19 protein-coding genes are annotated in these 24930 nt (G+C 72.0%); 3 read left to right on the top strand and 16 right to left on the bottom strand.

All coding sequences use genetic code 11. The features are described from left to right. Positions 1–32 precede the first annotated feature (32 nt). From AB0D99_RS15200 to AB0D99_RS15190, 3 genes are all read right to left on the bottom strand, one after another. On the bottom strand, positions 33–1910 hold the full coding sequence (locus tag AB0D99_RS15200; protein ID WP_362360825.1) for an acetolactate synthase large subunit: 1878 nt from the start codon (positions 1908–1910) through the stop codon (positions 33–35). A gap of 211 nt (positions 1911–2121) precedes the next feature. Then, positions 2122–5133 carry an EAL domain-containing protein gene (locus AB0D99_RS15195; protein WP_362360822.1) on the bottom strand — a complete coding sequence of 1004 codons (3012 nt, stop codon included), beginning with the start codon at positions 5131–5133 and terminating at the stop codon, positions 2122–2124. Positions 5134–5335: 202 nt separating this feature from the next. Then, positions 5336–6298, bottom strand: a complete 963-nt coding sequence (locus tag AB0D99_RS15190; RefSeq protein ID WP_362360819.1) for a 2-hydroxyacid dehydrogenase — start codon at positions 6296–6298, stop codon at positions 5336–5338. Between the two features lie 74 nt (positions 6299–6372). On the opposite strand from AB0D99_RS15190, the gene AB0D99_RS15185 reads away from it, so the two are divergent. From AB0D99_RS15185 to AB0D99_RS15175, 3 genes are all read left to right on the top strand, one after another. Further along, positions 6373–7374 (top strand): aldo/keto reductase, encoded by a 1002-nt coding sequence (locus tag AB0D99_RS15185; protein ID WP_362360816.1) that lies wholly within the window; start codon positions 6373–6375, stop codon positions 7372–7374. Between the two features lie 83 nt (positions 7375–7457). Beyond that, complete coding sequence (locus AB0D99_RS15180) at positions 7458–8561, top strand: PQQ-dependent sugar dehydrogenase (RefSeq protein WP_362360813.1); 1104 nt, start codon at positions 7458–7460, stop codon at positions 8559–8561. Between the two features lie 9 nt (positions 8562–8570). Further along, positions 8571–8813, top strand: a complete 243-nt coding sequence (locus AB0D99_RS15175) for a DUF6191 domain-containing protein (protein WP_362360810.1) — start codon at positions 8571–8573, stop codon at positions 8811–8813. 190 nt (positions 8814–9003) lie between these two features. Here AB0D99_RS15175 and AB0D99_RS15170 read toward each other — a convergent pair whose 3' ends face one another. The 13 genes from AB0D99_RS15170 to AB0D99_RS15110 form a co-directional block, all read right to left on the bottom strand. Continuing rightward, on the bottom strand, positions 9004–12036 hold the full coding sequence (locus AB0D99_RS15170; RefSeq protein WP_362361002.1) for an AAA family ATPase: 3033 nt from the start codon (positions 12034–12036) through the stop codon (positions 9004–9006). A 35-nt stretch (positions 12037–12071) separates the two neighbouring features. Next, positions 12072–12257 carry a hypothetical protein gene (locus AB0D99_RS15165; RefSeq protein ID WP_362360807.1) on the bottom strand — a complete coding sequence of 62 codons (186 nt, stop codon included), beginning with the start codon at positions 12255–12257 and terminating at the stop codon, positions 12072–12074. Positions 12258–12386: 129 nt separating this feature from the next. Further along, positions 12387–12947 carry a hypothetical protein gene (locus AB0D99_RS15160; RefSeq protein ID WP_362360804.1) on the bottom strand — a complete coding sequence of 187 codons (561 nt, stop codon included), beginning with the start codon at positions 12945–12947 and terminating at the stop codon, positions 12387–12389. Between the two features lie 35 nt (positions 12948–12982). Then, positions 12983–13549 (bottom strand): GNAT family protein, encoded by a 567-nt coding sequence (locus AB0D99_RS15155; RefSeq protein ID WP_362360801.1) that lies wholly within the window; start codon positions 13547–13549, stop codon positions 12983–12985. Continuing rightward, positions 13527–15842, bottom strand: coding sequence for an MMPL family transporter (locus AB0D99_RS15150; protein WP_362360798.1), 2316 nt, complete (start codon positions 15840–15842; stop codon positions 13527–13529). The genes AB0D99_RS15155 and AB0D99_RS15150 overlap by 23 nt, the downstream gene beginning before the upstream one ends. A 193-nt stretch (positions 15843–16035) precedes the next feature. Beyond that, positions 16036–18126, bottom strand: coding sequence for a phosphocholine-specific phospholipase C (locus AB0D99_RS15145; protein WP_362360795.1), 2091 nt, complete (start codon positions 18124–18126; stop codon positions 16036–16038). Between the two features lie 179 nt (positions 18127–18305). Beyond that, positions 18306–18692: a VOC family protein gene (locus tag AB0D99_RS15140; protein WP_362360792.1), complete on the bottom strand. Its 387-nt coding sequence runs from the start codon at positions 18690–18692 to the stop codon at positions 18306–18308. Beyond that, positions 18689–18982 carry a metalloregulator ArsR/SmtB family transcription factor gene (locus AB0D99_RS15135; protein ID WP_362360789.1) on the bottom strand — a complete coding sequence of 98 codons (294 nt, stop codon included), beginning with the start codon at positions 18980–18982 and terminating at the stop codon, positions 18689–18691. Before AB0D99_RS15135 ends, AB0D99_RS15140 begins: the two co-directional genes overlap by 4 nt. 121 nt (positions 18983–19103) lie before the next feature. Continuing rightward, positions 19104–20615, bottom strand: coding sequence for an Asp-tRNA(Asn)/Glu-tRNA(Gln) amidotransferase subunit GatB (gatB, locus tag AB0D99_RS15130; protein ID WP_362360786.1), 1512 nt, complete (start codon positions 20613–20615; stop codon positions 19104–19106). 16 nt (positions 20616–20631) lie between these two features. Then, complete coding sequence (locus tag AB0D99_RS15125) at positions 20632–20865, bottom strand: hypothetical protein (RefSeq protein WP_189513203.1); 234 nt, start codon at positions 20863–20865, stop codon at positions 20632–20634. Positions 20866–20870: 5 nt separating this feature from the next. Continuing rightward, complete coding sequence (gene gatA, locus AB0D99_RS15120; protein ID WP_362360783.1) at positions 20871–22370, bottom strand: Asp-tRNA(Asn)/Glu-tRNA(Gln) amidotransferase subunit GatA; 1500 nt, start codon at positions 22368–22370, stop codon at positions 20871–20873. 4 nt (positions 22371–22374) lie between these two features. Further along, positions 22375–22671: an Asp-tRNA(Asn)/Glu-tRNA(Gln) amidotransferase subunit GatC gene (gene gatC, locus AB0D99_RS15115; RefSeq protein WP_015036350.1), complete on the bottom strand. Its 297-nt coding sequence runs from the start codon at positions 22669–22671 to the stop codon at positions 22375–22377. Positions 22672–22790: 119 nt separating this feature from the next. Beyond that, positions 22791–24905 (bottom strand): bifunctional diguanylate cyclase/phosphodiesterase, encoded by a 2115-nt coding sequence (locus AB0D99_RS15110; RefSeq protein WP_362360780.1) that lies wholly within the window; start codon positions 24903–24905, stop codon positions 22791–22793. Positions 24906–24930 lie beyond the last annotated feature (25 nt).

Genomic DNA, 24930 nt, shown 5'->3' with positions numbered 1-24930 from the left:
GTGCGTCGTTCCTCTTCCTACGGCTCTCGGTCTCAGTCGTCTTCGTTGTCGCCGAAGTCGGGGCGGACGCCCCGGGCGGCCATGACCTCGTCGTTGGAGGTGCCGGCGGCGACCATGGGCCAGACCTGGGCGTCCTCGTGGACGATGAAGTCGATCACGACCGGACGGTCGTTGATGGCGTTGGCCTCGGCGATGACCTTGTCCAGGTCCGCCGGGTCCTCGCAGCGCAGGGCGACACAGCCCATGGCCTCGGACAGCTTGACGAAGTCCGGGATGCGGGTGCCCTTGCGGGGCGCCGTGCTCGCGCCGACCTGGGAGCCGGTGGCATCGTGGCCCGTCTCGTCGGCGTGCAGGACCGTGCTGGAGTAGCGCTGGTTGTAGAAGAGGGTCTGCCACTGGCGGACCATCCCGAGGGCGCCGTTGTTGATGATGGCGACCTTGATCGGGATGTTGTTGAGGGCGCAGGTGACCAGCTCCTGGTTGGTCATCTGGAAGCAGCCGTCGCCGTCGATCGCCCAGACCGGGCGGTCCGGCATACCGGCCTTGGCGCCCATGGCGGCCGGGACCGCGTACCCCATCGTTCCGGCGCCGCCGGAGTTCAGCCAGGTGGCCGGCTTCTCGTAGTCGATGAAGTGGGCGGCCCACATCTGGTGCTGGCCGACGCCGGCCGCGTAGATGGTGCCCTCGGGGGCGAGCTGGCCGATGCGCTGGATGACCTGCTGCGGCGAGAGGCTGCCGTCCTCCGGCACGTCGTAGCCGAGCGGGTAGGTCTCGCGCCAGCGGTTCAGATCGCTCCACCAGGCGGTGTAGTCGCCCGTGTTGCCCTCGCTGTGCTCGGCCTGGACGGCCTGGACCAGGTCGGCGATGACCTCGCGGGCGTCACCGACGATCGGGACGTCGGCGGCGCGGTTCTTGCCGATCTCGGCCGGGTCGATGTCGGCGTGGACGATCTTGGCGAACGGCGCGAAGCTGTCCAGCTTGCCGGTGACGCGGTCGTCGAAGCGGGCTCCGAGGGCGACGATCAGGTCGGCCTTCTGCAGCGCGGTGACGGCGGTGACCGCACCGTGCATGCCCGGCATTCCCACGTGCAGCGGGTGGCTGTCGGGGAACGCGCCCAGCGCCATCAGGGTGGTGGTGACGGGGGCGCCGGTGAGCTCGGCGAGGACCTTCAGCTCGGCGGTGGCGCCGGCCTTGAGGACGCCGCCGCCGACGTACAGGACCGGGCGCTTGGCCGCGGCGATCAGCTTGGCGGCCTCGCGGATCTGCTTGGCGTGCGGCTTGGTCACCGGGCGGTAGCCGGGCAGGTCGGTCTGCGGCGGCCAGCTGAAGGTGGTCTTGGCCTGCAGGGCGTCCTTGGCGATGTCGACGAGGACGGGGCCGGGACGGCCGGTGGAGGCGATGTGGAAGGCCTCGGCGATCGTCCTCGGGATGTCCTCGGCCTTGGTGACCAGGAAGTTGTGCTTGGTGATCGGCATCGTGATGCCGCAGATGTCCGCCTCCTGGAAGGCGTCCGTGCCGATGGCCTTGGAGGCGACCTGACCGGTGATCGCGACCAGCGGGACGGAGTCCATGTGGGCGTCGGCGATCGGGGTCACCAGATTGGTGGCTCCGGGGCCGGAGGTCGCCATACAGACGCCGACCTTGCCGGTCGCCTGGGCGTAGCCGGTGGCGGCGTGGCCCGCGCCCTGCTCGTGGCGGACCAGGATGTGGCGGACCTTCGTGGAGTCCATCATCGGGTCGTACGCGGGGAGGATGGCGCCGCCCGGAATACCGAAGACGGTGTCGGCCCCCACTTCCTCGAGAGAACGGATGAGGGACTGCGCACCCGTGACGTGCTCGACGGTGGTGGCGGTCTGTCCGCCGTTACGGGCCCGCGGCTGCGGATGGTGCCCGGTGGCCTGCTCGGTCATCAGCATTCTCTTCTCGAAGCAGAGGGTTTTTGCGAGGGTTTGGGGGGAGCCGGTGCAACAAAAAACCCCTCGTGCCGGGAGGCAAGCGAGGGGAGCGCGTCGGTAGCGTTCAAGCCGGGCCTTCTATGGCCCTGCTTCAGCCGACGCGCTTTCCAAGTACGAGAATTCGGGTGCGCATGGCACTGACCCTCTCCCCGACGCACCATCAGTGTCAAGGGGGTGGGACGGGCGTCTCACTATTTGAGCGGAACGGGGGATGGTTTCCGGCTGGAATCGCCACCCCTCCGGGGACGGGATACGTGTCCCGCACGAGCGCGCGACGCAGCCGGTACTCGTCCAGCGGACCCGAGAAGGCCGTGCCCTGGCCGTGCGTGCAGCCCATGGCACGCAACGCGATCACCTGCTCGGGAACGTCCACGCCGTCGGCGACGGACTGCAGCCCGAGGTCGCGGGCGATGCGGAGCAGGCCGCTGGTGATCTTGCGGAGCCGGGCGGACTCGACGACGCCCTCCACCAGACCTCTGTCCAGTTTCAGTACGTCGACGGGGAGGCGGCGCAGGGCGTTGATGGCCGCGTGCCCGCTGCCGAAGCCGTCCAGGGCGATCCGTACGCCGAGCCGGCGCAGGGCGACCAGGCGCTGCTCCAGGTCGTCCAGGGAGACCCTGGGGTCGCTGTCGGCGAGCTCGATCACCAGGGAGCCCGAGGGGAGCCCGTGGCGGGTCAGCAGCGCCTCGACGGTACCGAGGGGCAGGGAGCGGTCCAGGAGCCTCCGGGCGGAGAGCCGTACGGCGACCGGCGTCCGATGACCGAGCCCGGCCCGTTCGGCGGCCTGCTCGACGGCCTGTTCCAGGAGCCAGCGGCCGAGGTCGGAGGCGCGCTCGCCGTCGTCCGCGACGCGCAGGAACTCGGCCGGGGTGAAGAGGATCCCCTGGGCGGAGCGCCAGCGGGCCTGGGCAGCGACGGCGGTGATACGGCCGCTGGTGAGGTTCACGACGGGCTGGTGGAGCAGGGCGAACTCGCCGTCGTCGAGGGCGGTGCGCAGCCGGGTGGCCAGCTCCGTCCTGCGGACGACCTCGGCCTGCATCTGCGGGGCGTACATCTCGACCCGGTCCTTGCCGGCGGCCTTGGCCCGGTACATGGCCAGATCCGCGTTGCGAAGCAGGTCGCCCGCGCTGATGCCGGGCTCGGCGAAGGCCACGCCGATCGACGCGGCGACCCGCACCTCGTCCCCGCCGTCGAGCCGGTACGGCTGGGAGAGGGTGAGCCGGAGCCGGTCGGCGATCTCGTGGACCTGGTACTCGCGTGCCGACGTGTCCCGCGAGCCGTCGCCGAGGATGAGCGCGGCGAACTCGTCGCCGCCGAGGCGGGCGGCGGTGTCCCCGGCCCGTACGGAGTCCTGGAGGCGACGGGCCGCCTGGACGAGGAGCTCGTCCCCCGCCTGGTGGCCGAGCCGGTCGTTCACGCCCTTGAAGCCGTCGAGGTCGATGAAGAGCACGGCGGTGCCGGGGTCGGAGGAGCGTCGGCCGGTGAGGGCCTTGCGGACACGCTGGGTGAACAGCGCGCGGTTGGGCAGGTCGGTGAGCGGGTCGTGCTCGGCGTTGTGCTGCAGCTGCGCCTGGAGGCGGACCCGTTCGGTGACGTCGCGGCTGTTGAAGATGAGCCCGCCCTGGTGGCGGTTGACGGTGGACTCGACGTTGAGCCAGTCGCCGCGGCCGGAGCGGAAGCGGCACTCGATCCGGGTCGTCGGCTCCTCCGAGGGAGGAGCGGCGAGGAACCGCCGCACTTCGTGGACCACGCCGCCGAGGTCCTCCGGGTGGATGAGGGAGGCCAGTTCGGAACCGATCAGGTCCTCGGCCTCGCGGCCGTAGACCCCGGATGCCGCGGGGCTCACGTACCGGAGTATGCCGGTGGGCGCGGCGATCATGATCACGTCGCTGGAACCCTGCACGAGGGACCTGAAGTGGTTCTCCTTCTGGGCCAGTTCGTGCGTGAGGGCGATGTTGTCGAGGAGCATGATGCCCTGCCGGACGACCAGGGCGAGCACGACCGTGCAGCCGGTGAAGACGACCACGCGGTCCACTCTGCGTCCCTCGACGACGTTGTACAGGATGCCGAGCGTGCAGACCGCGGCGGCGAGATACGGGGTGAGGGCGGCCAGCGAGCCGGCCACGGGGCGGCTCGGGAGGCGCTGGCCGCGCGGGGTGGACGGACTCTCGGGGCCCCGGCGCACCCCCCAGGGGGCGTAGGCCAGGAGCAGCGATCCGGCGAACCAGCCGGCGTCGAGCAGCTGCCCGGAGGTGTAGTTCTCACGGAGCAGCGGCGAGGTGAACAGGGCGTCGCACAGCACGGTGAGGGCGAGGGCGGCGATGGCCGTGTTCGTCGCCGAGCGGTTGACGTTGGAGCGGCGGAAGTGCAGGGCCAGGACCATGCTGACGAGAACGATGTCGAGCAGCGGGTACGCGAGCGAGAGGGCGGCCTCGGCGACGCTCTCGCCCTGGAAGTGCGCGGTGTGCGCGAGGGCGAGGCTCCACGAGAGGGTGAGCAGCGACCCTCCGATGAGCCAGGCGTCGAGGCCGAGGCAGACCCAGCCGGCCCGGGTGACGGGCTTCTTGGCGAGGACGAGCAGACCGACGATGGCGGGCGGGGCGAAGAGCAGGAAGAACAGGTCGGCGATGGAGGGGCTGGGTACTTCCCGGCCGAGCACCACTTCGTACCAGCCCCAGACCGCGTTCCCGGCGGCGGCCATCGTGGAGGAGAAGGCGAACAGCAGCCAGGCCGGGCGGAAGCGGCTCTCGCGGACGCGGGCGTACAGGAAACAGGAGACGCCCGCGGCGAGGGCGGCGGCGCTCAGTCCGAAGTCGCCCATGATGAGGGCCAGTTGTCTCGATCCCCAGCCGAGGGCGGCGCCGGTCGCGTAGCCCGCGCAGATCAGTCCGAGGACGACCTGGGCGACGACTCCGCCGCTCTCGGACGGGGCCCGGGCGGGTCCGCGGGCGCCGCTCGCACCGCCCCCCGCCTTCTTCGGAGGGGCGCCGCCCGCCGTCTGCGCCGGGGCGCCGCCCTTCGCGGCGCCCGCGGCGACCGGCTTGCGGCCGATGAGCGCTCCGGGGGCGGTCACCGGGGCTCCCCCGCGCGCGCCGCCGCCGTCGGGCGCCTCCTGTGCCGGAATGGGGCGCGCGAGGGTCGTCGACGGCGGCCCCGCCGCGTCGGATCGTCGGTCCATCGGCCGTACTTCACCCGTCGCCCCCCTCGGATTCTGGTGACCCGTCACTTCGCTCCCCAGCGCCAGCTCGTACTCGACGCAGCCCCCCGTTCCGGGACGATACACCAGGACCGTCACTCAGGGACAGGGGTGCTGTACTCTCAGTGACGGCCCTGGGGTTCACGACGGGCGCACCGAGGGGCGCACGACGAGAACGCGCGGCTCACGTGGTCAGGACCACGTTGGCCAGTCGCTCTCCGGCCGCGAACCGGGTCAGCTGGCCGGCGATCAGCCGCTTGGCCCGGGGCATGAACGCCGAAGTGGAACCGCCGACATGGGGACTCACCAGGACACCGGGAGCGTGCCACAACGGGTGGCCGGGCGGCAGCGGTTCGGGGTCGGTGACGTCGAGCCCGGCGGTGATCCGGCCGCTCTCGACCTCCTTGAGCAGCGCGACGGTGTCCACCACGGGGCCCCGGGCGACATTGACCAGAAGGGCCCCGTCGCGCATCCGCGCCAGAAACCCCGCGTCGGCAAGATGCCTGGTCGCGGGCGTGAGAGGCGTGGAGAGCACGACGACGTCCGCCTGCGGCAGCAGGTCGGGCAGAGCGGACATCGGCTGGACCGGACCGCGCTCCGTGGTGCGGGCGGAGCGCGCGACGCGCACCACCCGCGCGCACTCGAACGGCACGAGCCGGTCCTCGATGGCGGCACCGATCGACCCGTACCCCACGATCAGCACGGACTTGTCGGCGAGCGCCGGGTAGAAGCCGGCCCGCCATTCCTCCGCGTCCTGGCCGCGCACGAAGCCGGGGATGCCGCGCAGCGAGGCGAGGATCAGGGCGAGCGTCAGCTCGGCGGTGCTGGCCTCGTGGACGCCCTTGGCGTTGCAGAGCTCGACCCCCGGGCGCAGCGAGCCGAGCCCCGGGGTCACGTGGTCCGTGCCCGCCGACAGCGTCTGCACCGCGCGCACCGAGGTCATCGCGGCGAGCGGCCGGACGGCGATCTCCGTGCCCTTCATGTAGGGGACCACGTAGAAGGCACAGCGCGCGGGATCGGCGGGAAAGTCCGGACCACCGTCCCAGAAAAGGTAGTTCAGCCCCGACGCGCCCGGCTCCGGAAGCCCTTCGATCTCGTCCGCGGGAATCGGAAGCCACACGTCGGCGGTCGTCTCATCGAGTGTCATGACCGGGAGGCTATGCGAAGAACCCGGCTCACCATTGGTTACTTTGGGGGAGGCACAGGGAGGGGTACCGGCAGGTGGAGCGCAGGACTATCGGGGCGGCGGCGCTCGACGTGGGGGCGGTCGGTCTGGGCTGTATGCCGATGAACTGGGCCTACAGCGCCTCGCAGCAGCGCGGCGACCGCTCTCTGCGCACGGTGCACGCGGCGCTGGACGCCGGGGTGACCCTGCTCGACACCGCCGACATGTACGGACCGTTCACCAATGAGCTGCTGGTGGGGCGGGCGCTGAAGGAACGCCGGGCGGAGGCGTTCGTGTCGACCAAGTGCGGTCTGCTCGTGGGCGATCAGCACGTGGTGGCCAACGGGCGGCCGGGATACGTGCGGCGCGCCTGCGACGCCTCGCTGCGCCGGCTGCAGACGGATGTGATCGACCTCTACCAGCTGCACCGGGCCGATCCCGAGGTGCCGGTCGAGGAGACCTGGGGCGCGATGGCCGAGCTGGTGTCGGCGGGCAAGGTCCGGGCGCTCGGATTCTGCGCGGTGGGGGCCCGGGCCGCCCGGCGCGGCGGAGCGGCACATCTGCACGAGGGAACGATCCGGCAGCTGGAGCGGGTCCAGCAGGTCTTCCCGGTCAGCGCGGTGGAGGCCGAGCTGTCGGTCTGGTCCCCCGAGGCGCTGGAGCGGCTGCTTCCGTGGTGCGAGGCGCGGGGTGTGGGGTTCCTGGCGGCGATGCCGCTGGGGAACGGCTTCCTGACCGGGACGCTGACGCCGGGCGGTGGTTTCGAGCCGGACGACCCGAGGGCCCGGCATCCTCGCTTCACCGCCGAGATGATGGCGGCGAACCAGCCGCTGGTGGCCGGTCTGCGGCGGGTGGCGGCCCGGCACGGCGCGGAGGTCACTCCGGCCCAGGTGGCGCTGGCCTGGGCGATGGCGCAGGGGCCGCACGTGGTGCCGATCCCGGGGACGAAGCGGGAGCTCTGGGCGGTGGAGAACGCACGGGCGGCGGAGCTGGTGCTGACGGCGGCGGACCTGGAGGAGATCGCGCTGCTGCCGGCGCCGCGGGGATCGTGGGACTGAGCGCGGGAACCTGATCGGGCCGAGCGGTGTATCAAGGGTAGTGAGCGCCGTTCGAAGGGATCGGGACCGTGGGCCGAGCTTTTGTGGGAGCTGTGAGCGCCGCCGCCGTGCTGGGGCTCGTGACGGGGTGCTCGTCGGGCGGGAGCGGGGCCGCGTCCTCGCCCACGTCGGCGTCCGCGTCCGCGTCGCGGTCGGGGACGGGGACGGGGGGCGCGCCGGCCGATGTGCGGGTGGCCGGGACGCTGACCGAGGACCTGGAGTCGCCCTGGGGCGTCGCGGCGCTGCCCGGCGGGGACCTCCTGGTCGCCTCGCGGGACGAGCGGACGATCACGCGTGTCGACGCGAAGACCGGAGAGAAGACGCAGGTCGGAGAGGTTCCGGGGGTGGTACCCGGCGGTGAGGGCGGGCTCCTGGGCCTCGCCGTGCGGGACGGCCAGGTGTACGCCTACTTCACGGCCGAGTCGGACAACCGCATCGTCCGGATGCCGTACGGAGGCGGGAGCACGGACCGGCTGGGGGCACCCGAGGTGGTCCTCTCCGGCATCCCCAAGGGGAACGTGCACAACGGCGGGCGGATCGCGTTCGGCCCGGACGGGATGCTCTACGCGGGGACGGGCGAGCGGGGCGAGACGGGTCTCGCGCAGGACCTGGAGTCGCTGGGCGGCAAGATCCTGCGGATGACGCCGGAGGGAAGACCGGCGCCCGGCAATCCCTTCCCCGGCTCCCCGGTGTATTCGTACGGGCACCGCAATGTGCAGGGCCTGGCCTGGGACGCGGAGGGCCGGCTGTGGGCGGCCGAGTTCGGCCAGAACACCTGGGACGAACTGAATCTGATCGAGCCCGGCAAGAACTACGGGTGGCCGCGGGTGGAGGGTGCGTCGGACGTGTCGGGCTTCGTGAGCCCGGTGGCCCAGTGGAGGACGGACGAGGCGTCCCCGAGCGGGATCGCCTACGCCGAGGGCGCGATCTGGATGGCCGGGCTCAGAGGCGAGCGCCTGTGGCGGATCCCGCTCTCGGGGGCGGAACGCTCAGGGGAGCCCGAGGCGTTCCTCGTGGAGGAGTACGGCCGCCTCCGTACGGTCCTGGCGGCGGGTGACGGCCGGCTCTGGCTGACCACGAGCGAGACCGACTCCCGGGGCACGCCCGGGCCGGGCGACGACAAGATCCTCCGGCTGGAGGTGAGATAGGGGCGGACCATGTTCAATCTGGCGGAAGAGCTCTTCGCACCGGGCCGCAAGCACACCGAGGACGAGCGCCGGCGGCTCGCCCTGACCCGGGAGGACCTGGGCGACGGCGACCCCGGGAAGGGGCCGATAGACCTGACCTCGGGCCGCGTGACGGTCCGCGTCCCGGCCACCCCGGAGGACGGCCGGGCCGGCGCGGAGGACAGCCAGGCCGCCCCGGAGGAGCGGGACGGTTCAGGCTCGTCCGCCCCGTAGAGCTCCCCGGGTCCGCGTCGCACGGTCGCGCCGGGCTGCCGTGTCGGGCGTCTGTCGATCCGGCGAGGTCGAGGCGATGGACGCGGGCCATGGCCTGCCTGCGCACAGCGCGTCGGCCCCTCCCCTGGGCGTCGCCTCGCTTCGTCGTCTCCACCGGGGCCGGTGCGAAAGCGCCCGCGGGTCGATACGGCTAGGGCGTCGGCTCCAGGAGGCGGAGGCGGTGGGTCAGGGCGGCCGCCTCGCCGCGGCCGGAGACGCCGAGTTTGGCCAGGATGTTGGAGACGTGGACGCTCGCCGTCTTCGGTGAGATGAAGAGCTCCTCGGCGATCTGACGGTTGGTGCGGCCGGCGGCGACCAGGCGCAGGACGTCCTGCTCCCTGGGGGTCAGGCCGAAGGAGGCGTCTCCCGGTTCCGGTTCCGGGGCGTGGTCCGGGGTGGTCAGGGAGAGCCGGGCGCGGGCGGCCAGCAGGGCGATGTCCTCGCGGAGCGGGTGCGCGCCGAGGCGGGCGGCGGTGGCGTGGGCCTCGCGCAGCAGCGCCGCCGCCTCCTCGCGGCGGCCGCCCTCGGCGAGCAGGGCGTCCGCGAGCCGGTGGCGGGCCTGGGCGAGCGGGTAGGGGCGCTCCACCCGCTCGAAGGCGGTGACGATCTCGGCCCAGCGGTCCACGGGGCGGCGGTCCTCCGCGCGGTCCAGCTCCGCCGAGGTGTACAGCGAGTACGCCTCCCAGACGGGCGCCGGGGTCGCCAGCCCTCGGGCGGCGCGGCGGAGCAGGGCGATCCCTTCGTCGCGGCCCTCTTCGGCGGCGGGCAGTCCGCGTGCGTCGGCCTCGGCGGTGGCGGCGGCGAGGAGCAGCGGCCAGCCCTCGCGGTGGGTGCCCGGCGGGAAGCCGGCCTCCACCGCGGCGGCGAGCACGGTCCGGACCTCCTGGATACGACCGCCCGCGGCGGCGACGCTCAGCTCGACCATGCGCGTCGGAACGGTGTACTGGGGCATGGGGTCGGCCTCGCCGAAGTGCTCGCGGGCGGCGGCGAGCTGGGTGACGGCTGTGTCCACCTCGCCCCGGGCGAGGGCCAGTTGGGCGAGGCGCAGGGCCACGGAGCCGCGCGGCTTGGACCGGATGCCGGCCTGCTCCAGCCACTCGCAGTTGCGCTGGGCCTCGCACCAGAGCCCGAGGGAGAGCTGGGACTCGGCCTGGTTGGAGCGGATCCAGCCCTGGCTGTCGAGGAGGCCGTGGTCGCGGGTGAGCCGGATGCCGTCCTCGGCGACGTCGACGGCCTCCTGGGAGCGGCCGAGGTTCTCCAGGGAGTGGGAGAGGTTGACGTGGGCGCGGGAGGACTCGTGGTGGAGGCCGAGGGCGCGGGTGCGGTCGCGGACCTCGTACATGGTGGCGAGGCCGGTCTCCAGGTCGCCGGCGCCGGTCTGGAGGGTGCCGAGGGTCAGACGGGCGCTGAGCTCGATGGACTCGTCCTTGACGAGGCGGGCGTACTCGACGGCCCGTTCGGCGGCGGCGAGGCTCTCCGGGCCGGGGTTGTGGAGCATTCCCCAGCCGGCGGCCACGGCCAGGATGCGGGCGTGCACGCCGGAGGGGGGCAGGCCCTTGACGAGTTCCTGTGCGGTGGCGATCTCGTCCCAGCCGTCGGAGCGGCCGAGCCCGGAGACGATGCGGGAGCGTTCGGTCCAGAACCAGGCGGAGCGCAGGGGGTCGCGGTCCTCGTCCTCCTCCCCTTCGAGAAGCCGCAGCGCCATCTTGCCGATCTTCAGGGCGCGTTCGCGTTCGCCGCACAGCCGGGCGGCGTAGGCGGCCTCGGCGAGCAGGTCGAGATAGCGCAGCGGTGTGGTCTCGGGGTCGCAGCCGCACGGAGGGTACGCCTCGGCGTAGTCCATCGGCCGCAGCGAGCCGCGCACCTCGGCGGGGACCTCGTCCCAGAGTTCCATGGCCCGTTCCAGGAGCCGCAGTTGCTCGGCGTACGCGTAGCGTTTGCGGGCCTCGGCGGAGGCGCGGAGCACGGCGGGCAGCGCCCGGGAGGGGTCGTGGGCGTGGTACCAGTAGCTGGCGGACCTGGCGGCCCGTTCGTCGGCGCGGACCAGGGAGGGGTCGTCCTCCAGGGCCTCGGCGTAGCGCCGGTTGAGGCGGGAGCGTTCGCCGGGCAGGAGGTCGTCGCTGACGGCCTCGCGGACCAGGGAGTGACGGAAGCGGTAGCCGTCGCCGTCCGGGACGGACTGCAGGATGTTGGCGCCGACGGCGGCCCGCAGCGCCTCGATGAGGTCGTCCTCGGAGAGCCGGGCGACGGCGGCGAGCAGCGCGTACTCGACGGTGGAGCCGCCTTCGGCGACGATCCTGGCGACCCGCTGGGCGTCCTCGGGAAGGGTCTCGACCCGCACGAGCAGCAGATCGCGCAGGGAGTCGGTGAGGGCGCCCGGGGCGCAGCCCGACTCGTGGGAGACGACGAGTTCCTCGACGAAGAAGGCGTTGCCGTCGGAGCGGTCGAAGACCTCGTCGACGAGGGCGGCGTCGGGTTCGGCGGCGAGGATGCCGGTGAGCTGGCGGCGCACCTCGGCCCGGGTGAACCGGGCGAGTTCGATGCGCCGGATGGTCCGCAGCCGGTCCAGTTCGGCCAGGAGGGGGCGCAGCGGGTGGCGGCGGTGGATGTCGTCGGCGCGGTAGGTGGCGACGACCACGATCCGGCCGCGGCGCAGGGTGCGGAAGAGGTAGGCGAGGAGGTGCCTGGTGGACGCGTCGGCCCAGTGCAGGTCCTCCAGGACGAGCACGATCGTACGGTCGGCGGCGATCCGTTCCAGGAGCCGTACGGTCAGTTCGAAGAGGCGGGCGGTGGAGTCCTCGTTGGAGGGCTCGTGGCTGCCGACGTCGCCGAGTTCGGGCAGGAGACGGGCGAGTTCGCCCTCCTGCCCGGCGGCCGCGGTCGCCAGTTCGTCGGGCAGTCGGCGGCTCAGCGCGCGCAGTGCCGTCGAGAAGGGCGCGAACGGCAGGCCGTCCGCGCCGACTTCGACACAGCCGCCGACCGCGACGAAGGCGCCGCGGTCGCAGGCCGCGGCGACGAACTCCTCGATGAGCCGCGTCTTGCCCACGCCGGCCTCGCCGCCGATGAGCAGGGCCTGGGGCTCTCCGTCACCGGCGCGGGCGAGCGCGTCGGTGAGGGCGGTGAGTTCGCCGGCCCGGCCGACGAACACGGGGCTGACTGACCTGGTCTCCACGGCGCCGAGCATCGCACAGAGATCCGGGGTCGCGCTCGTACGGGTGATCACGCGGCCCGGGCGAAACGTCCCCGCTCGGCTCCCACCCGCCCTTCGGACTCATGGCTCCCGGACCGGGCGGCCGCCTTCGCGGCGCGCCGCGCCGCCTTGACGGCCTGGCGGGCCAGGCGCTCGGCGGCGGCCTCACGGACGCGCTCGTCGTGGTTCATGCGGTGCAGTTCGTACGCGAACATTCGATGCTCCCTGGTGTCGGTATCGCTCCTTGCGATGCCTCTACTCTCGTTTCCCAGGGGGTGTCGCCACATCGGGAGAGTGCCGCATGTTCGGCGGGTGGGGGGCCTTAGGAGGGTCCTAGGGGGGCCTTAGGGCGCCGTCGGGAGACTCAGGAACAGGTCGAAGTACATGCCCGTGGAGAGGAACAGTCCGATTCCGCCCAGGACGGCGCCCGCGACGGCCACGGCCCGGACCCAGACGGGGCGCCGGGGGCGGGTGAGGACGACCGTGGCGGTGATCAGGGCGAGGAGCGAGAAGAGGCCGTTGACCAGGGCGGTGGTGTGCCAGGCGTCGCCGTAGATCTCGGAGATCTGCTGGGCGGCCGTGCCGCCCTGGGCCTTGATCTGGCCCATGAGCGTCTCGCGCTCGCTGCCGACCTTCCCGACCCAGGTGCCGCTCAGCGCGGCGAGTCCGAGGGCGGCGGAGACGACGGCCGCGGCGCCCGCGGTGACGCCGGTGGGGGCGGCGGGGACCCGGTCGGCCCCCGCCCGCTCGTCCAGGTCGTCCAGGTCGTCCGCGGCGTCCTGCTCGTCGACGACATCCCGTTCCTCGGCCGCGTCGGCGGCGACGGGGTCGCCGCCGGCCTCCGCGGTCCTCTCGGCCTCCGCGGTCTTCTCGGCTTCCGTGTTCTCGTCAGTCTTGGCAGTCATGACCGGCACGCTAGGTGCCGCGTATGAGAGGGGCCTTAAGAAGCCCGCCCGGCGCCGAGCGTCTTCCACTCCGGCGCGAGCACCGACCAGACCTCCATGTCGTGGCGCTGTCCTCGGTACGCGTAGCTCTGCCGGAGCACGCCGTCCTTCGTCATGCCCAGCCGCCGGGCCACCGCGATGCTGGCCTCGTTCTTCGAGGAGACCAGCCACTCGACGCGGTGGATGGAGCGTTCCGTGATCGCCCAGTCGATGATGGTGCGCGCGGCCCGGGTGACCAGGCCCTTGCCGACCGCCGACGGCTCCAGCCAGCAGCCGGCCTCGGCCGTTCCCTGCGTCGTGTCCATGGTGCGGAAGAGCACACCGCCGACGAGGGTGCCCCCGGTCCAGATGCCGTAGATCCGGCCGGCGTCGGCGGCCGTCTTCTCGGCGTACGCCGTGAGGAAGGAGCGGGCCGAGTCGAGGTCCGTCACGAAGTCGGGGAGGGCGATGTGCTGCCCGACGTGCTCCCGTCCGCGGTTCATGTGGGTGAGGAACTCCTCGGCGTGGGAGGGCTCCAGCGGCCTCAGCTCGGCCCCGTCGTCACCCAGCGATATCGCGAACATCCTTGCTGTCCTCCGTGTTCGAAACGGTCACACGCTGCAGGGGGATCTTCGCACGGGTGTCGTCGCGTGCCGCGTCCTTTTCGGCGTCGCGGGCGTCGGCGAGGGCCCGGGACTCGGCGGGTTCGATGCTGATCCGGGGCAGTCGGCGGTCGAGCCAGCGGGGCAGCCACCAGTTCGCCCCGCCGAGCATGTGCATGAGCGCGGGGACGAGCAGGGTCCGCAGGACGAAGGCGTCGAGGGCGACGGCGGCGGCGAGGGCGATGCCGAACATGGCGATGACCCGGTCGCCGCTCAGCACGAAGGCGAGGAAGACGGAGATCATGATGACCGCCGCGGAGTTGATCACGCGACTGGTCTCGGCGAGCCCGACCCTGACCGCCCGCCGGTTGTCGCCGGTCTCCAGCCACTCCTCGTACATCCGGCTGACCAGGAAGACCTGGTAGTCCATCGAGAGCCCGAAGAGCACCGACACCATGATCACGGGCAGGAAGGGTTCGATCGGGCCGGCGCTGCCGAGACCGAGCAGCTCGCTCCCCCATCCCCATTGGAAGATCGCGACCACGATGCCGAAGGAGGAGGCGACGGCCGCCACGTTCATGGCGGCGGCCTTGAGCGGGATGCCGATCGACCGGAAGGCGAGCAGGAGCAGCAGACAGCCGAGCGCGATGACGACGCCCACGAAGAGCGGCAGCTTGCCCACGATGATCTCGGCGAAGTCGTCGTACGAGGCGGTGACACCGCCGACGTGCACGTCCAGGGAGGTGCCCCGCTCGGCCGAGGGCAGCACGTCCGTGCGCAGCCGGTCGACGAGCTCGCTCGTCGCCTTCGACTGCGGCGAGGAGTCCGGTACGACGGTGAGGACGGCCGTGTCCCCCGCGCTGTTGTAGGTGATCGGCGAGACGGACGCGACGCCCCGGGTGTTCGCCAGCTCGGCCGGCAGCTCCCCGAGGGCCACCCGGTCGTCGGCGCCGTCGATCTGGGCGACGAGGGTGAGCGGCCCGTTGACCCCGGGCCCGAATCCTCCGCCGGAGCCTTCGGCCTGGGAGGGACCCCCATGAGCCAGCAGGTCGTACGCCTGCCGTGTCGTGGCCGTGGCGGGACCGTTGCCCTGGTCGGAGGTGCCGAGGTGGAGCGAGAGGGTCGGCAGCGCCAGGACCAGCATGACGACGGCGGCGACCGCGCCGAGCAGCTTGGGGTGGCGCTCCACGAAGGCGGACCAGCGGGCGGCGAAGCCGGTCGGGAGCTCCGGCTGGGGGCCGTGCTCGGCGAGCCGCCGGCGTTCGCGGCGGCTGAGCGCGCGCATGCCGATCAGGGAGAGCAGCGCGGGAAGGAGGGTGACGGAGGCGGCGACGGTGAGGACGACGGTCAGCGAGGCGGCGATGGCGACGCCGTTGAGGAAGCTGAGCCGGAGGATCAGCATGCCGAGCAGGGCGATGCAGACGGTGGCGCCGGCGAAGACGACGGCGCGGCCGGTGGTCGCGACGGCGATCTGCGCGGATTCGGCGACCGAGAGCCCGCGTTTGAGGCCCTTCCGGTGTCTCGTGACGATGAACAGGGCGTAGTCGATGCCGACGCCGAGGCCGATGAGCATGCCCAGCATGGGCGCGAAGTCGGCGACCGTCATGACGTGGCCGAGCAGCGCGATCCCGGAGTACGCGATGCCGACGCTGACGAGGGCGGTGGCGATGGGGAGCGCGGAGGCGGCGAGCGAGCCGAAGGCGAGGAAGAGGACGACGGCCGCGACGACCACCCCGACGGCCTCGGCGATGTGCCCGCCGGGGGCTTCGGTGAGGGCGATGGCGCCGCCGCCGAGTTCGACCTGGACGCCGTCGCCTGCTGCCGCGCGGGCCGTGTCGACGAGCGCCTGGGCCTGGGCCTTCGGGATGTCGTCGGCCTGCTCGTGGAAGACGACGGCGGCGTAGGCGGTGTGCCCGTCCTCGCTGATCTGCGTCGCGGCGGCGGGAGTGGTTCCGTACGGGGAGGTCACCGACGCGATGCCGGGGAGTTCGGCCACCTCGTCGAGCATCTCGGTCATGCGCTTCTCGACGCCGGTGGCGCGGACGCTGCCGGCGTCGGTGTGCCAGACGATGGTGTTGCTGTCGCCGCCGGCGCCGGGGAAGCCCTTGTCGAGGAGCTCGGTGGCACGGCCGGACTCGGTGCCCGGTACCTCGTAGTCGTTGGAGTAGGCGTTGCCGGCCACCGCTGCGCCGGCGACGGCTCCGCCGAGGGCGATGAGCCAGAGGAGGACGACGACGAGGCGGTGCTTGATGCACCACCGTGCGATGGCTGCCAAAGGACGGGCTCCCTGGTGGGTGGTTCGTGGATCTTTACCGGGTAAAGCCCGCAAAGAACGCATGACCTACATGAGGCCACTGTTACAGCCTTAAGAGATCCTTTGTCCCTTTCGTGTCGTTACTCACAGCGCCGCGCGGAGGCTCGGGGCTTTGGTCCCGGACCTCCGCTCGGACGCCGCTTTCGGGTGCTTCTCAGCCGGAGACGCTCGCCCGTCCGTTCTCGATGTGTCCCATGAGCCGTCGGCGGAAGCCGCCGGGGGCGGTGACCTCGACGTCGTACCAGCCGTGCGCGTCGGCGGCGGAGTGCACGACGGTGCGGCTCCTGCCGGGCTTGACGGTGACGGTGCGGGTCCAGCCGCGGAGGTCGTCCCGGTCCACGTAGCCGAGCGGGCGGACGGTGAAGGAGACCGCGGCGGCGCCCGTGTTGCGTACGGTGAGATGCAGGTCACGGTCGTGATGGTCGACGTGCGAGGCGAGCTCGGCGCCGCCCGCCGCCGGGCCCTCGAACTCGCGGCGGAAGCCGTTCGGCCCGGTGATCGTGAACCGGTAGTGATCACTCGTGAGGGGGACCCGCCATTGCGCCGTTCCGCGGACGTCCCGGTGCTGGGGGACGGCGAACTCGCCGTCGTACGGATAGAGCGCGAAGTGGACGCTCGCCTTCCCGCTGTTGCGCAGGGCGACGGTGACCTCCTTCTCCCCCACCGCGGAATCGGCGTCCGGCTGGTACGGCAGCGGGCGGGCGGGGCGGGTGCCCGGCTCCTGGACCGGCATCCGCTGGACCGCCGGGGGCTGCGGCCGCCAGCGGCCGGAGAACGGCGGGATCGGACCCGGCTGCTCGACCTCCGGTTGGCGGTGCCCGCGACGGAAGTCGAAGGCGGAGGTCAGGTCGCCGGTGACGGCGCGGCGCCACGGGGTGATGTTGGGCTCCTGGATGCCGGTGAGTCTCTCCAGGAAGCGGACCACGGAGGTGTGGTCGAAGGTCTCGGAGCAGACGTATCCGCCGACCGACCAGGGGGAGACGACGAGCAGCGGAACCCGGATGCCGAGTCCGGTGGGCAGGCCCTTGTACCGCTCGTCCGTGTTGTCGGCCGGCGGTACCGGCGGCGGCACGTGGTCGAAGAAGCCGTCGTTCTCGTCGTAGTTGATCAGCACGACGGTGTGGCGCCACACGTCGGGGTGCGAGCCGAGGGCGTCGAGCACCTTGTAGACGAGCGAGGCGGAGGCGATCGGCGAGGAGGAGCCGGGGTGCTCGGAGTCGATCGCGGAGGGGACGAGGTAGGAGACCTCCGGCAGTGTCCCGGCGGCGACGTCGGCGCGGAAGGCGTCGGCCAGCGTGCCGGTCTCGACGCGGCGCAGTCCGCGCTCGAAGAGCGAACGCTCGGCGGCGGTGAGCGTGGCGACCCCGTCGTCGAGGGCGGCGAGGAGACGGGTCCGCTCGGCGGCGTCGTCGGTGTCGCGGACGGCGGCGTAGAAGGACTCCATGAAGGTGTGCCCGCCGGTGCCGGCGAGCGCCTTGCGGGCGATCTTCTTGAAGCTGGTGAAGAACTCGATGTTGTTGTCGGTGAAGTTCTCCCACTCCGTGTACGTCTTCCAGCTCCGTCCGGCCGCTTCGAGGCGCTCGGCGTAGGTGGGCCAGGAGTAGCCGGGGTGGGTGCCCTCGGCGTACGCGGCGTTGGTGACGGCGCGGCTGCCGTCCGCCTCGAAGCCGGTCCAGCCGGACCAGAGGTGGTTCCGGTTGGGGCTGGTGGAGGTGTGGATGGACGAGTGGTAGGCGTCGCAGATGGTGAAGGTGTCGGCCAGCTCGTAGTGCAGCGGGATGTCCTGGCGGTCGTAGTACGCCATCGTCGCCGCGGTCTTGGCGGAGACCCAGCCGTCCATCCAGCCGTCGTGCCACGCCTTGGCGCCGCCGCTCCAGGAGTGGTCGAGGTCGCCGATGTACTGGAGGTCCTTCTGCTGGGCCTCGGCGGCGTTCCTGATCGGGAACGGCAGCACGGTCCGGTCGAGCGCGGCGGGCTGCTCGAAGACCGGCTTGCCGGAGGGGAGTTCGATGGCGTTGCGGTCACCGAACCCGCGCACGCCGCGGAGGGTGCCGAAGTAGTGGTCGAAGGACCGGTTCTCCTGCATGAGGATCACGACGTGCCGCACCGCCGACATCCCGCCGGCCGGGGGCCCCGCGGCCATCGCCTCCTGGAGCGACGGCGGAAGCAACGACCCGGCGGCGGCGACACCGAGGGCGCCGCCGCCCAGGGCGAGGAGCCTTCTGCGAGACATCTCGGGTGACACGAACGACCTCCAGACGACGGCCAATGGTTCGCTTTCGAGCCATTGGGTGGTACGCAGGGGACGCTAGTGAGACCGGATGACGGAGAGAAGACCCGGTGGCGGCGAGGCGGTGAACGTCCATCAGGCCGTCACGGAAGTCCAAGCGAGTTCCGGCCACGAGGCCGGATGTGGTTCCGTCCCTACTTGACGTGCACGATCTGGATCAGATTGCCGCAGGTGTCGTCCAGGACCGCGGTGGTGGACGGGCCCATCTCCAGCGGGTCCTGGGTGAACTCGACCCCGAGGGCGCGCAGCCGGTCGAACTCCGCCGGTACGTCGTCCACGGCGAAGGAGGCCGCCGGGATGCCGTCCTTCGCCAGCCCCGTCTTGTACGCCCGGACCACGGGGTGGCGGGACGGCTCCAGCAGCAGTTCGGTGCCCTCGGGGTCCTCCGGCGACACCATGGTCAGCCAGCGGTCCGTGCCCAGCGGGACGTCGTGCTTCTTCACGAAGCCCAGGACGTCCGTGTAGAAGCGCTCGGCCTTCTCCTGGTCGTCGACGAAGACGCTGGTGATGTGGATCCTCATGGGGTGCTCTCCGGTGTCTCGGGCCTGAGCCACCGGCTCGCGATGCGCTCAAGGGGTTCGGTGTCCAGGTCGTGGAACTTGTAGCGGCCCTGCCGCCGCGAGACGACCAGACCCGCTGATTCCAGTACGGCGAGATGCTGGCTGATCGCCTGGCGGGACAGTCCCAGACCGTGCTTGGTGACCAGCCGCGTACATATCTCGAACAGGGTCTGACCGTCCCGTTCCACCAGCTCATCGAGGATGCGCCGACGGGTGGGATCGGCCAGTGCCTTGAAGACATCCTCCGTCATGCCCTCACCATAGGCAAGTAACCACTTGCCTATCAACCCGGGCCCCTCACGACGGGAGCGGCCCGCACCGGATTCCTCCGGTGCGGGCCGCTCCCGTACGCGTCCCTGCGAAACCAGCCGGTCAGCCCTCGCTGACGCCCAGCTTCTCCAGGATCAGGTCCTTCACGCGCGCCGCGTCCGCCTGGCCGCGCGTGGCCTTCATGACCGCGCCGACCAGCGCGCCGACCGCCGCGACCTTGCCACCGCGGATCTTGTCGGCGATGCCGGCGTTGGCCGCGATGGCCTCGTCGACCGCCGTGCCGAGCGCGCCCTCGTCGGAGACGACCTTCAGGCCGCGCTTCTCGACGACCTCGTCCGGGCCGCCCTCGCCGGCGAGCACGCCCTCGATGACCTGGCGGGCCAGCTTGTCGGTGAGGTCACCGGAGGCCACCAGCTCGGTCACCCGGGCGACCTGCGCCGGGGTGATCGGCAGCTCGTCCAGGGCCGTGCCCGACTCGTTGGCGGAGCGGGCCAGTTCGCCCATCCACCACTTGCGGGCCTGGTCCGACGGCGCACCGGCGTCCGTGGTGGCGACGATGAGGTCGACCGCGCCGGCGTTCAGGATGGACTGCATGTCGTGCTCCGACACGCCCCACTCCTCGCGGAGCCGGTTGCGGCGCACGCGCGGCAGCTCGGGCAGCCCGGCGCGCAGCTCCTCGACCCACTGGCGGGCCGGGGCGACGGGGACGAGGTCGGGCTCCGGGAAGTACCGGTAGTCCTCGGCGTTGTCCTTGATCCGGCCGGACGTGGTGGAGCCGTCGTCCTCGTGGAAGTGGCGGGTCTCCTGCACGATCGTGCCGCCCGACTGGAGGACGGCCGCGTGGCGCTGGATCTCGAAGCGCGCCGCCCGCTCCACCGAACGGAGCGAGTTGACGTTCTTCGTCTCCGAGCGGGTGCCGAAGACCTCGGTGCCGTGCGGGCGCAGCGACAGGTTCACGTCGCAGCGCATCTGGCCCTTGTCCATGCGCGCCTCGGAGACGCCCAGCGCGCGGATCAGCTCGCGCAGCTCGGCGACGTACGCCTTGGCGACCTCGGGGGCCCGCTCGCCCGCGCCCTCGATCGGCTTGGTGACGATCTCGATGAGCGGGATGCCGGCACGGTTGTAGTCGAGCAGGGAGTGGGACGCGCCGTGGATACGGCCCGTCGCGCCGCCGATGTGCGTCGACTTGCCGGTGTCCTCCTCCATGTGGGCGCGCTCGATCTCCACGCGGAAGATCTCGCCGTCCTCCAGCTGGACGTCCAGATAGCCGTTGAAGGCGATCGGCTCGTCGTACTGCGAGGTCTGGAAGTTCTTCGGCATGTCCGGATAGAAGTAGTTCTTCCGGGCGAAGCGGCACCACTCGGCGATCTCGCAGTTCAGCGCGAGACCGATCTTGACGGCCGACTCGACGCCGATCGCGTTGACGACCGGGAGGGAGCCGGGCAGACCGAGACAGGTGGGGCAGGTCTGCGAGTTGGGCTCGGCGCCCAGCTCGGTCGAGCAGCCGCAGAACATCTTGGTCTTCGTACCGAGTTCGACATGGACCTCCAGGCCCATGACGGGGTCGTACGCAGCGATCGCCGCGTCGTACGACAGCAGTTCAGTGACGGTCACGGTGAGACTTTCCCTCTCAGCCCAGCAGGACGTCGTCGTCGCCCAGGCGCTTCAGCTCCCGGTAGAGGATCGCCAGGCCGGTAACGATGGCGGCGGCGGACACGGCGGAGTCGATCAGCCGCAGCATGTCGTTGTCGTTGCGGGCCATCTTGGCCTGCTTCGCGACGCTGATGGCACCGAACGCGGTGGTCGCCAGCGAGACGTAGACGCCGGTCTTCGACTTCTTGAAGTTCTTGGCCTTCTTTGCCATGGCACTCACAGCGACGGAGCCTCCTCGAGCAGCGGGTGTCCCCACTTTTCCACGAAGGCGGCCTCGACGGCGGCGCCGACCTTGTACAGCCGGTCGTCCTTCATGGCGGGGGCGATGATCTGCAGCCCGACCGGCAGACCGTCCTCCGGCGCGAGACCGCAGGGCAGCGACATGGCGGCGTTGCCGGCCAGGTTGGTCGGGATGGTGCACAGGTCCGCGAGGTACATCGCCATCGGGTCGTCGGCGCGCTCGCCGATCGGGAAGGCGGTGGTGGGGGTCGTCGGGGAGACGATCACGTCCACCTGCTCGAAGGCCCGCTCGAACTCGCGGGTGATGAGGGTGCGGACCTTCTGCGCCGAGCCGTAGTACGCGTCGTAGTAGCCGGAGCTCAGCGCGTACGTGCCGAGGATGACGCGGCGCTTGACCTCGTCGCCGAAGCCGGCCTCACGGGTGAGGGCGGTGACGTCCTCGGCCGACTTCGTGCCGTCGTCGCCGACCCGCAGGCCGTAGCGCATGGCGTCGAACCGGGCCAGGTTGGAGGAGCACTCCGACGGCGCGATCAGGTAGTACGCCGAAAGGGCGAGGTCGAAGGTCGGGCAGTCCAGCTCGACGATCTCGGCACCCAGCGACTTCAGCAGCTCGACGGACTCGTCGAAGCGCTGGACGACACCGGCCTGGTAGCCCTCGCCGCGGAACTGCTTGACGACGCCGACGCGCATCCCGGCGACGGAGCCGTTGCGCGCCGCCTCGACGACCGGCGGGACCGGGGCGTCGATGGAGGTCGAGTCCAGCGGGTCGTGCCCGGCGATGGCCTCGTGCAGCAGCGCCGCGTCCAGGACCGTACGGGCGCAGGGGCCGCCCTGGTCGAGGGAGGAGGAGAAGGCCACCATGCCGAAGCGGGAGACGCCGCCGTAGGTCGGCTTGACGCCGACGGTGCCGGTGACGGCGGCGGGCTGGCGGATCGAGCCGCCGGTGTCCGTGCCGATGGCGAGCGGGGCCTCGTACGCGGCGAGCGCGGCGGAGGAGCCGCCGCCGGAGCCGCCGGGGATCCGGGTCAGGTCCCAGGGGTTGCCGGTGGGGCCGTAGGCGCTGTTCTCGGTGGAGGACCCCATGGCGAACTCGTCCATGTTGGTCTTGCCGAGGATGACGACGTCGGCGGCCTTGAGGTTCTTCACCAGGGTCGCGTCGTACGGCGGGATCCAGCCTTCGAGGATCTTCGAGCCGACGGTCGTCGGGATGCCGACGGTGGTGAAGATGTCCTTGAGCGCGAGGGGGACGCCGGCCAGCGGGCCGAGCTTCTCGCCCCTGGCGCGCTTCTCGTCCACGGCGCGCGCCTGGGCGAGGGCGCCCTCGCGGTCGACGTGCAGGAAGGCGTGGACCTTCTCGTCGACGGCCTCGATACGGGCGAGGTGGGCCTCGGTCACCTGGACCGCGGTGAGCTCGCCTGAGGCGATCTTCCCGGCGATCTCGGCGGCCGTGAGCTTGATGATGGTGCTGTCCGTCATGTGATTAGTCCTCCCCCAGGATCTGCGGCACCTTGAAACGCTGCTGCTCCTGGGCCGGGGCGCCGGAGAGCGCCTGCTCGGGGGTGAGCGACGGACGGACCTCGTCCGCGCGCATGACGTTCGTCAGCGGCAGCGGGTGGGAGGTCGGCGGAACGTCTTGGTCGGCGACCTCGGAGACGCGGGCGACCGCGCCGATGATGTCGTCGAGCTGACCGGCGAAGTGATCGAGCTCTTCGCCCTTCAGCTCCAGACGCGCCAGCCGGGCGAGGTGGGCGACCTCCTCGCGCGTGATGCCAGGCATGCGATCCTCACGGGGTGAGTTTGATGGTGTTGAGCCCAATCCTATGGGGCCCGCACCTCTGCCCGTGAAACGGTTTGCCCTTGCCGCCCCGGGGGCGTGCCCCGGGGGCGGCGGGACCGCTACTGCACCACGTGTCCGGACGGCTGGTCGACGGCCGGGAGCGCGGCCTCCTCGGAGGGGCGGCGCCAGCCGTGCTCGCCGCGGGCCCGGAGCCAGGCCGTGGTCTCGCCGGGCGGCATCGCGGCGGCGACGAGCCAGCCCTGGACGGCGTCGCAGCCCAGGTCCCGCAGGCGCTCCCAGGTCTCGTCGTCCTCGACGCCCTCGGCGACCACGAGCAGGCCGAGCGAGTGGGCGAGGTCGAGGGTGCAGCGGACGATCTCGGCGTCCTCGGCGTCGACGGCGAGCCGGGCGACGAAGGAGCGGTCGATCTTCAGCTCGCTCACCGGGAGCCGCCGCAGGTGGACGAGGGAGGAGTAGCCGGTGCCGAAGTCGTCGAGGGACATCTTCACGCCGTGGCCGGTCAGGCCGGCCATGGTGTCGGCGGCTCGCTGCGGGTCCTCCAGGAGCACGTGCTCCGTTATCTCCAGCTGCAGCGCGCCGGCCGGGACGCCGTGGCGGGCCAGGCGGGCGGCGACGGCGCCGGCGAAGCCGGGGGTGTGGACGTCGCGGGGGGACACGTTGACGGCGACAGGAACGTTCAACCCCTGGGCTCGCCACCGGGCGACCTGCGCGAGCGCGGTCTCCAGGACGTACTCGGTGAGGTGGGGCATCAGCCCCGAGGACTCGGCGATCGCGATGAACTCGTCCGGGGGGACCCGGCCGCGCTCGGGGTGCACCCAGCGCACCAGGGCCTCCAGGCCGGCGACCTGCCCGTCGAAGCGGACCTTGGGCTGGTAGTGGAGCTCGACCTCGCCGGCGTCCAGGGCGCGGCGCAGGTCGCCGAGGAGTCCGAGCCGGTCGGGGGTGTTGGAGTCGCGCTTCGACTCGTACACCTCCACGCCCGTACGGTCCCGCTTGGCCTGGTACATCGCCACGTCGGCCCGGCGCAGCAGTCCCTCGGCGTCGAGGGCGTGGTCGGGGAAGACGGCGACGCCTGCGCTGGCCTCCAGGACGAGGGTGAGGCCGTCCAGGTCGAGCGGCGAGGAGAGTTCGGCGACGAGGTGGCGGGCGACGCGCTGGGCGCTGGTGGTGGAGTCGGCGGTCGGCAGGAGGACGGCGAACTCGTCGCCGCCGAGCCGTGCGGCCTCCGCTCCGCGCGGCAGGGCGAGCCTGAGCCGCTCGGCGATCTGGAGCAGGAGCCGGTCCCCGGCGAGGTGCCCCAGGGTGTCGTTGACCGATCGGAATCGGTCGAGGTCGATCAGGACGAGGGCGGAGCGCGCGCCTTCTCCCTCGGCCTCTTCGAGCGCGGTCCAGGCGCGCTCCAGGAGCCACTGGCGGTTGGGGAGGCCGGTGAGCGGGTCGCGCAGCTGCTCCTCGGCCCGGGCGCGGGCGATCCAGAGGGTGGAGTCGAGGGCGATGAGGGGGACGGCGAAGAGCGGCAGCAGGATCGGCTGGGAGACCGCGACGACACAGATCAGCGGGGCGATGCCGAGCAGCGCGACCGCGACGAGGCCCTGCCGGAGCAGGGCCGTGCGGGCGACGGTCGGCAGGCCGCCGCCCTGGGGCGAGAGGGCGTACCACAGGAGCAGTCGGGTGACCACGAGGTAGGCGGCGGCGGCGAGCGCCACTTCCGGGACGTCGGTGATCCCCCAGTCGAGGGGCTGCCAGGGGCTCTCCACCGTCGGTACGTCTCCGAAGGCGGCGAGGACCAGGGCAGCGGCGCCGATGCCGAGGACGTCCACGGCGCCGTGCAGGAGCCCCTGGCGCCAGCGGTGGCGCCGGGCCGCGCCGACGAGGACGACGACGGCCATGGAGACGAGGCCGGCGGGCACCCAGCCGTAGAGCAGCAGGACCGCGAGGGTGAGGGCGGCGCCGGAGCCGGTGCCGCCCCACCAGCGGTCGCGGCCGAGGGCGACCAGGTGTCCGACGATGAGCCCGGTGAGGATCGCGAGGGACCAGCCCGCGGCGCCGCCGGGAAAGAGTCCGTGGCCGGTGCTCAGGGCCCGGTAGAAACCGGTGGCGAGCACGAGGGCCGCGACGGCCACGACGGCGGCGGGCAGCCCGGAGGTGATGCCCACGAAGGTCTCACGGCCACGCGGCCGTGAGACCGTGGCGGCACTCTCGGTCGGTTTCATTCCGTCCCTCTCACAGCCGGCGGTG

Origin of the sequence: Streptomyces sp. NPDC047971 (assembly GCF_040653355.1) — a bacterium.
Lineage (GTDB): Bacteria > Actinomycetota > Actinomycetes > Streptomycetales > Streptomycetaceae > Streptomyces.
Note: the sequence above shows the minus strand (reverse complement) of the source record. Positions and strands in the feature narration are given on the sequence as shown.